Origin of the sequence: Aminobacter sp. DSM 101952 (assembly GCF_001424795.1) — a bacterium.
Classification (GTDB): Bacteria; Pseudomonadota; Alphaproteobacteria; order Rhizobiales; family Rhizobiaceae; genus Aminobacter; species Aminobacter aganoensis.
On the sequence record NZ_LMCL01000025.1, the window covers coordinates 1 to 7,494 of the forward strand.

A 7,494-nucleotide genomic window follows, 5' to 3' on the forward strand; every position below is an offset into this window, starting at 1 on the left:
AACATCTTTCACGGAACGGTCCCTCCTTGTGGCGTTTGCAACAACGACCACGTTAGCACTTTGATGCTGTCGGAGCGGGCCGTTCCACCTCATCAAGGGAGGCTCGTTGTGCAGTTTGATGTGGCCTTTGCACTTTCGACGGTGCCAACCATCCTTGGCGCCATCGGCATGACGCTGCTGGTGGCAACAGTCAGCTGCCTCGGTGCCTCGGCAGTCGGGTTTGGCCTTGAACTCATCCGCCGCTCTGGTGGCTGGGGCGGTCTGTTCGTTGGCTTCCTGATCGACTTCATCCGGGCGACGCCGGTGCTGGTCTGGCTTTACTGCCTGTATTTCATCCTGCCGTTTTACGGCATTCGCCTTGGTGCGCTTGCCACAGGCATGATCGGGCTCAGCCTCTATTACAGCGGTTATCTCGCGGAGGTGTTCAAGGCCGGCATCGATGCCATCCCCAGTGGCCAGGCGGAAGCTGCAAGGGCGCTTGGCCTTGGCAGGATGGACATGATCATCTTTGTCATCGCCCCGCAGATGCTGCGCAACATCGCAGCACCCATGGGCAACTACTTCGTCTCGATCCTCAAGGCGACGCCCTATCTGGCCGTGCTTGCGGTGCCGGAGATGCTGGGACGGGCCTTCGACATTGCCTCCGAGACCTACCGCTATGCCGAGCCTTTGACGGTCGCCGGCCTGATCTTCCTCGGCCTCGCACTCCTCATCTCGTCGGCCATCAAACACCTCGAAAACAGGCTGCTGCGGCCGACAGCGAGGTAGGCGTCCGGCGCTTACCCCAACGGCTGAACACACCCTCACAAATCCAGACACTTAGCTCGCTATCTTCAAGCTGATATAGAGATACTCCATGACCCATCCAGACGACAAAGCCGCCGTCCAGATCGCCTCACTCAACAAGTGGTATGGCGCCTTCCATGTGTTGAAGGAGGTCAACCTCACCATCCCAAGCGGTTCCCGCGTCGTGATCTGCGGACCTTCCGGTTCAGGCAAATCAACGCTGATCCGCTGCCTCAACGGACTTGAAGCCTACCAGCAGGGAACTGTCACACTTGGCACGATCCGGCTGGGTGACAATGCCAGGGAGACAGCCCTCGCCCGCCGGCAGACCGGAATGGTGTTCCAGAGCTTCAACCTGTTTCCGCATCTGACTGTTTTGTCGAACTGCACGCTGGCACTGCGCCGGGTTCTTTCCATGCCGCGCAAGGAGGCCGAGAGCCTGGCGCGGCATTTCCTGGAAAAGGTCCGCATTCCCGAACAGGCCGACAAATATCCTGCACAGCTCTCAGGTGGACAGCAGCAGCGGGTGGCGATTGCGCGGGCGCTCTGCATGAACCCGCGGCTGATGCTGTTCGACGAGCCAACCTCCGCACTCGACCCCGAAATGGTCAAGGAGGTGCTCGATGTCATGACCGGGCTGGCCCACGAGGGCATGACGATGATCTGCGTCACCCATGAGATGGGCTTTGCGCGCGAGGTTGCCGACCAGGTCGTGTTCATGGATCAGGGCAGCATTGTCGAGCAGGCGTCGCCGATGACGTTCTTTTCGACGCCCAGTCATCCCCGCGCCCAGTCTTTCCTCAACACGCTGCTGCATTGACATGAAGATGTCGCCGGCGGGCGAGACGCGCATCTGGACACCTCTTGATTTTGACCGGGACGGCAAGCAGCACGATTGGCTGAGACTGCCGTTCTCGACAGACCAATCCGCCTATGGCGTCATTCCGATCCCGATCACATGCATCAGAAATGACAAGGGGCCGACCGCACTGCTGATTGCCGGTAATCATGGCGACGAATATGAGGGCCAAGTCGCTTTGAGCAAACTGGCTCGTCAGGTCGAACCCCAGGATCTGCGCGGCCGCATCATCATTCTACCTGCGCTCAACTACCCCGCCGTACTTGCGGGGCGACGCCTCTCCCCGCTCGACGAAGGCAATCTCAACCGGGTATTCCCGGGCGAGGCGAACGGCACCCCAACCCAGATGATCGCGCACTATGTCAGCTCGGTTCTGCTTTCGATGGCTGACATCGTCATTGATTTGCATTCGGGCGGCAGGTCCCTGTCCTATCTACCCTGCTGTCTGATCCGCGTTGGTAAGACGGGAGCCGAAACCGCAAGACTCATGGAACTCATACATGTCTTCGGCGCTCCCATCGGATCCATCAGCGACGGCAGCGGTGGCGGAGGGGCAACCACTCTTTCTGCAGTTGCCCAGGCTCTTGGCGTTCCAACCCTCACAACAGAGCTGGGAGGAGGCGGCACCTTCTCAAGTGCTGGCGAGGCCATCGCCAGCCAGGGCATCTACCGCGTCCTCAAGCACATCGGCGTCTTGCCCAATGCCGAAACCAAACCGGCACCGCCTGTCCGATTGATGCGGGTCGCCGGGAGGGGCGCGTTCACCTATGCCCCCATTCATGGCATCTTCGAACCTGCTGTCGAACTCGGCGACTCTGTGGACACCGGTCAGACCGCAGGCTTCATTTTTCCTGTAGAAGGCTCCCAGAAGCCGCCCGAAGAAGTCTGCTTTTCTCAGCCAGGCCTCGTAGCCTGCCGGCGAGCGCCAGCCCTTGCTGCTCCCGGAGACTGCCTTTTCAAGCTCGTGACCGATGTCGGAGCGATGTGAGTAACCAGCACATGAGAGCAAAAATGATGGTTGGGCGCCGGCCTCGTTTCACGGCCTGAATAAGCGCACGGCCCATCAATCACTTCCGGTCAATCCCGGTTTTTTGGGATTCTCTCTGCTTTTCCACTGCTTTACGGGGATGGTCCGCAAATCGCAGGAGGATGCATGAAGCCGGATTCGTCTGAGTGGCGTAGCTCGCAGGCCTACGATTTCATAAGCGACGTAACTCCGGATGCCCTCGCCTGGGAATTCCTCCGCCGCAATCCAGCCTACCAGCGCGAATTCGCAGACATGCAGCAAATCAACCCCACGCCGAACTCCCTGTCCCCGAATGAACTGCGGTCGCAGTGGGGGCTTCGATTTTCCAGCAAATCCTGATCGCCCGGCAACCAAGCAGCCGGTTTACTGGACACCCGAGGTCGATCCGGGTGTTATCCTGCTCATCAACACGCCGCCGCTGCTGGCAGACGACGCGGACGTCGTCGCCGCTTTGCCGCCGGCGGTTTCAATGCGTGACGAGCTCGGCGAGCACCTGCGACCCCTGTCGGCGGCAAATAGCTGTCAGATTGCGCTGCTTTACGGCACCGATAGCGCGCGTCCCCTCGCCGCGATAGTACCTCTCGACGCCAAGGCGCCCGAACGACTGTCGTCCCTGGATAGATTTCTCAGATCGTCCAAGGGAAGCGGCGTGCCCGATAAACGCCTGACATCATCGCAACGCACTCGCCTCGGCCATATGCTTCGCGCTCTCGACGGCCGAATCGAAGGGGCTTCCCATTTCGAAATAGCCCACGCCCTGTTCGGTCCTCGCTTCATTGTCGCTGAAGAATGGCAGGATTCGCCATTTCGTTACACAACGCTGCGCCTCGTTCGCGATGGCCACAGAATGATTGCCGGCGGCTACCGCCAGCTCCTGCGGTTCCGGCGGCGCGAAGCCTGACTGCTCGTTGCCAAAGCCCGGTGGCAATGTGCCTGTCCGTGCGAAATAGGCTCCATCCATTCCGCACCTGAACAACGCCGGAGCCCTTCTCCATCATAGCCCATGTCCGCCGCTCGATCTCAGCGGCTTTCTCAAAAGTGATGGAGATGACCCGATGAACGGTCGAAACGCCGGCTTGCCGCCACGCTTTCTGCGCACCAAGGAAGCGGCTACATTTCTAAGCCTGTCGGCCAGGACGCTCGAAAAACACCGCACCTACGGGACAGGCCCCGACTATCGCAAGCTCGGCGGCCGGGTCGTCTATGCCATTGACGATCTCCAGGCCTGGGCCAATCGCGGAGCCATGACGTCAACGTCCGACCCACGGGGCACCGTGCTTCCGGCCAAACGCCATTCCCTTATGCCTGCGGCACATGCCGACCGCTTGGCCCGCTGATCGCTCGGCTGTTCCCCTTGTCGGCGCGGACTCGCCTACTTTCAGAGCGCGGACAGCTCGATCTGTTCCATGCGCTCCCCGGCGACTTCGCTCCTCGCGATGCACAGGACCTCATGGCCTATCCATTCTTTTCCCTCGCAAAGTCCAGACGCACGGCACCGATCGATTTCAAGGCCGGAGGCGTAACCATCCGGGTCGAAGCTGTGCCGGACCATGGCATGGCAACGATCTGGGACGCAGACATTCTGATCTGGGCCGCCAGTCAGATCGTCAACGCCCGCGATGCCGGACTACGGACATCAAGGCTGATGGCTGCGACGCCCTACGAGATCCTGACCTTTACCGGGCGCGGGGTCAGCTCACGCGACTATCAGCGCCTGAAAGCCGCGCTCGATCGTCTCCAGTCGACCACGATCGCGACCTCCATCCGCCAGCCAGCCGAGGGCCGGCGCCATCGCTTCTCCTGGCTCAATGAATGGCAAGAGCGGACCGACCGCGATGGACGGCCAGTCGGCGTCGAACTGATCCTGCCGGATTGGTTCTATCGCGCGGTCCTCGATGACGCGCTCGTGCTGACCATCGACCGGACATATTTCGAACTGACCGGGGGCCTTGAGCGTTGGCTTTACCGCATCGTGCGCAAGCATGGCGGACACCAGCAATTCGGCTGGAGGTTCGACTTCGTCCATCTGCACCACAAGTCCGGCAGCCTCTCGCCGCTCAAGCACTTTGCATACGACCTGCGCGACATCGCCCGACGACAACCCCTGCCTGGCTACCGCCTCGGTATCGAACACCAGGTCGACGGTCCTGATGTCCTCACCTTCGTCACCACCAATCCGGCCGCTTTCACTTCGCCACGCCTGGAGCGGAAACCATCCACGCGATTCGGGGATAAGCTGTGAATACGTTCGTGCTATCGGGGACCACCCCTGTCGTGCCATCGGGGACCCGACCTTCGTGCTATCGGGGACCGGAATTGACGATTCCTCGTCGGATTCCAGTGCCTTGCGGCCACCGTAACGTCTCTAACCCAGATTCTTTCAGAATCTTTCTAACGCACCCCTGCCTTCGCCGGCATGAGGATGACTGCCCCATAATTGCGGAGAGCTCGTCATGAACGCAGCACTCCTCACCCATGTCGAACTGACCTTTGTCGAAAAGAGGATCGAGCACTGGATCCGCTTCGGTCGGGCAGCGCACGAACAACGTATCGATCGCCGCCGTCGCATCCTCTCCTTCCAGCCCGGCACGATCTTCGCCTTTGTCCGCTGGGCCTCCAATGACTTCGGCACAGTGATCTCACGGATCGACATTGTGCGTGCGGTCGCCCGCGGCGAAGCCTATCAGACGCTGCCATTCGTGCGTCCGGGTGGCGACATCCTGCTCAAGATCGATAGCTGGCCCAAAGTCGAGCGCGTGCTTCAGGTGATCGATGCGATTGAACGTCTCGGTATCGATCCCGAAACCGTATCGCCCGATCACTGGCGACACATCCACAACCGAATGACAGCTGGCCAAGAGCCACGGGCGTACACGCTCGACCAGCATCGCGGCTTCCTTTTGCGCCTGAAGGCGAAGCCATGAGCCGCCTCAGCACCGTCCTGACGACGGTACTCGCTGCGACGGGCGTCGGCTATCCGGCGCTCACACCGATGCCGATCAGGCTGATCTGGAATGTTTCGGCCAGTGCACCGATCGGCCTTTACTGGATCGACTTCGACAGTCCCCTCGAAGTCACTGATCTTGTCGCCGTCGACGCGCCGGAGCCGCTCGCGATATTCTTCGCCGCGCGCAACTATCTGGCCAAAGGTGTCCCGCTCGTGAAGCGCGTTCGCGCGGTCTCCGGGCAAACCGTCTGCCGTTCAAACGTTCTCATCACAGTCGACGGCATCGAGGCTGGCACCGCGCTCGAGCACGATCGCGCGGGCCGTACACTGCCGACCTGGAGTGGATGCCTGCGCATCCCCGCTGACGAAATCTTCCTTATGAACTGGGAAGTCCGCGACAGCCTCGACGGTCGCTACTTCGGCCCCATTTCCATCGACCGCATCATTGGCCGCGCCATCCCTCTTTGGACCGACGAGGAGGGTGACGGCCGCTTCGAATGGCGCGCGACAACGCGGTGAGCGCGCCAGCGGCAGCGCAGGTCTCGCTGCCGCCCCCATCACTGCCGAACCAGAAAAGGAGTTAGCCATGCCACAGATCGGACTGTTCACGCGCGAAGGAGACAGCTTCTCGGGCCGCATCCACACATTCACGCTCGACCTCGAACTCACCATCGTACCGGTCGAACCCGGCGACGGTGACAACACACCCGACTATCGCGTGCTGCGCGGCATCGATGACGGACAGGACGTCGGAGCAGGCTGGACACGCACCAGCGAGAAGGCCGGGGAGTATGTTTCGTTGCAGATCGACGACCCGACCTTCCACGAACCGATCCGCGCACGCCTGTTCCGGAAGGGTGACGACGCGACCTCATGGTCGTTGCATTGGAGCCGTCCACGCGACCGCAGCGAGACGGCTTGAGTCATGCCCTGCCGCGACGTTCCCATCGCTTCTCGGCTGCGCCCAACGCGCAGCCGATCGGTCGCCCGACAGCGACACCCGGTTCGCCGGTTCGCGCTTCGTCTTCTTTCCGGCCTCCTTTTGTCGGCCTGCTCGGTCGGCCCGTCCATTGCGCAAGCCAATGCGGTACATCAATCGGAGCCCAGTGATAATTATGCCACCCACATCGCCGAAGCTTCTCGACGCTTCGCAATTCCGGCTGCCTGGATACGCGCCGTCATACGCAAGGAAAGTGCAGGCGACGCGCGCGCCGTGTCCAGCGCCGGCGCGCTTGGACTGATGCAGATCATGCCTGGTACCTGGGAGGAGCTACGCGGTCGATGGCCGCTCGGACAGGACCCGTTCGATCCGCGCGACAACATCCTGGCGGGCACCGCCTATCTGCGGGAGATGCACGATCGCTTCGGATCGCCGGGTTTCCTCGCGGCGTATAATGCGGGCCCGGCACGCTATGAAGGCTATCTCGCCGGCCACCCTTTACCGGCCGAAACCTTTGCCTATGTCGCTACACTTTCCACTCTGATCAACGGCGATTCACTCACGGAGCGGGCGTCGACGCCGGTGGCACCTGGTGACGCGGAAACGCTGCCGTGGCGCCGCTCGCCGCTCTTCGTTCGAGCCCCCGCCGGCACTGAGCCGACGTCGTCCGAGCGCGATAATCGTGCAGCGGAGGAGCGCTCCGTTATGCCCGATGACGTTGCCGTCACGCCGCGCTCGAACGGCCTCTTCACCGCGCGCACCGGCATGGGAGAGCAGTTTTGACGGTCGTCGCAGAAGGGCGTTGTGTGGCGGGCATCCGGCAGCGCTGGGCAAGGTACGTAAGCGTCCGGGGGCTGCACGTGATGTCAGGCATTGACAGGATTTGCCGCTTTCCAGGCCCACGGCAGGAGGTCGTCGAGGCTGTTGACGGGATG

At 61.6% G+C, this 7,494-nt stretch carries 11 protein-coding genes; all 11 read left to right on the top strand.

Annotated features, from left to right (window positions below; translation table 11 throughout):
* Positions 1-108 precede the first annotated feature (108 nt).
* The 11 genes from ASC75_RS16425 to ASC75_RS16470 all read left to right on the top strand — a co-directional run bounded on the left by ASC75_RS16425 (position 109) and on the right by ASC75_RS16470 (position 7,342).
* The gene (locus tag ASC75_RS16425; protein ID WP_055977801.1) at positions 109-768 is read left to right on the top strand and encodes an amino acid ABC transporter permease; all 660 of its coding nucleotides are present in this window, start codon (positions 109-111) and stop codon (positions 766-768) included.
* Between the two features lie 88 nt (positions 769-856).
* Entirely contained in the window at positions 857-1,606 is a 750-nt protein-coding gene (locus tag ASC75_RS16430) for an amino acid ABC transporter ATP-binding protein (protein WP_055977804.1), read from the top strand.
* A 1-nt stretch (position 1,607) separates the two neighbouring features.
* The gene (locus tag ASC75_RS16435) at positions 1,608-2,633 is read left to right on the top strand and encodes a succinylglutamate desuccinylase/aspartoacylase family protein (RefSeq protein WP_055977806.1); all 1,026 of its coding nucleotides are present in this window, start codon (positions 1,608-1,610) and stop codon (positions 2,631-2,633) included.
* Between the two features lie 165 nt (positions 2,634-2,798).
* On the top strand, positions 2,799-3,011 hold the full coding sequence (locus ASC75_RS26770) for a DUF6499 domain-containing protein (RefSeq protein ID WP_244487858.1): 213 nt from the start codon (positions 2,799-2,801) through the stop codon (positions 3,009-3,011).
* Positions 2,965-3,573, top strand: a complete 609-nt coding sequence (locus ASC75_RS16440) for a DUF2285 domain-containing protein (protein WP_082496635.1) — start codon at positions 2,965-2,967, stop codon at positions 3,571-3,573. Before ASC75_RS26770 ends, ASC75_RS16440 begins: the two co-directional genes overlap by 47 nt.
* 154 nt (positions 3,574-3,727) lie before the next feature.
* Complete coding sequence (locus ASC75_RS16445; RefSeq protein ID WP_055977808.1) at positions 3,728-4,009, top strand: helix-turn-helix domain-containing protein; 282 nt, start codon at positions 3,728-3,730, stop codon at positions 4,007-4,009.
* Between the two features lie 17 nt (positions 4,010-4,026).
* Positions 4,027-4,914, top strand: a complete 888-nt coding sequence (locus tag ASC75_RS16450) for a replication initiator protein A (RefSeq protein ID WP_055977813.1) — start codon at positions 4,027-4,029, stop codon at positions 4,912-4,914.
* Between the two features lie 211 nt (positions 4,915-5,125).
* Positions 5,126-5,596: a DUF2840 domain-containing protein gene (locus ASC75_RS16455; RefSeq protein WP_055977815.1), complete on the top strand. Its 471-nt coding sequence runs from the start codon at positions 5,126-5,128 to the stop codon at positions 5,594-5,596.
* Positions 5,593-6,138: a S26 family signal peptidase gene (locus tag ASC75_RS16460; RefSeq protein WP_055977818.1), complete on the top strand. Its 546-nt coding sequence runs from the start codon at positions 5,593-5,595 to the stop codon at positions 6,136-6,138. The genes ASC75_RS16455 and ASC75_RS16460 overlap by 4 nt, the downstream gene beginning before the upstream one ends.
* A gap of 67 nt (positions 6,139-6,205) precedes the next feature.
* Positions 6,206-6,541, top strand: a complete 336-nt coding sequence (locus tag ASC75_RS16465) for a DUF736 domain-containing protein (protein WP_055977821.1) — start codon at positions 6,206-6,208, stop codon at positions 6,539-6,541.
* A gap of 3 nt (positions 6,542-6,544) precedes the next feature.
* On the top strand, positions 6,545-7,342 hold the full coding sequence (locus ASC75_RS16470; RefSeq protein WP_055977824.1) for a lytic transglycosylase domain-containing protein: 798 nt from the start codon (positions 6,545-6,547) through the stop codon (positions 7,340-7,342).
* The last annotated feature ends 152 nt before the right edge of the window (positions 7,343-7,494 follow it).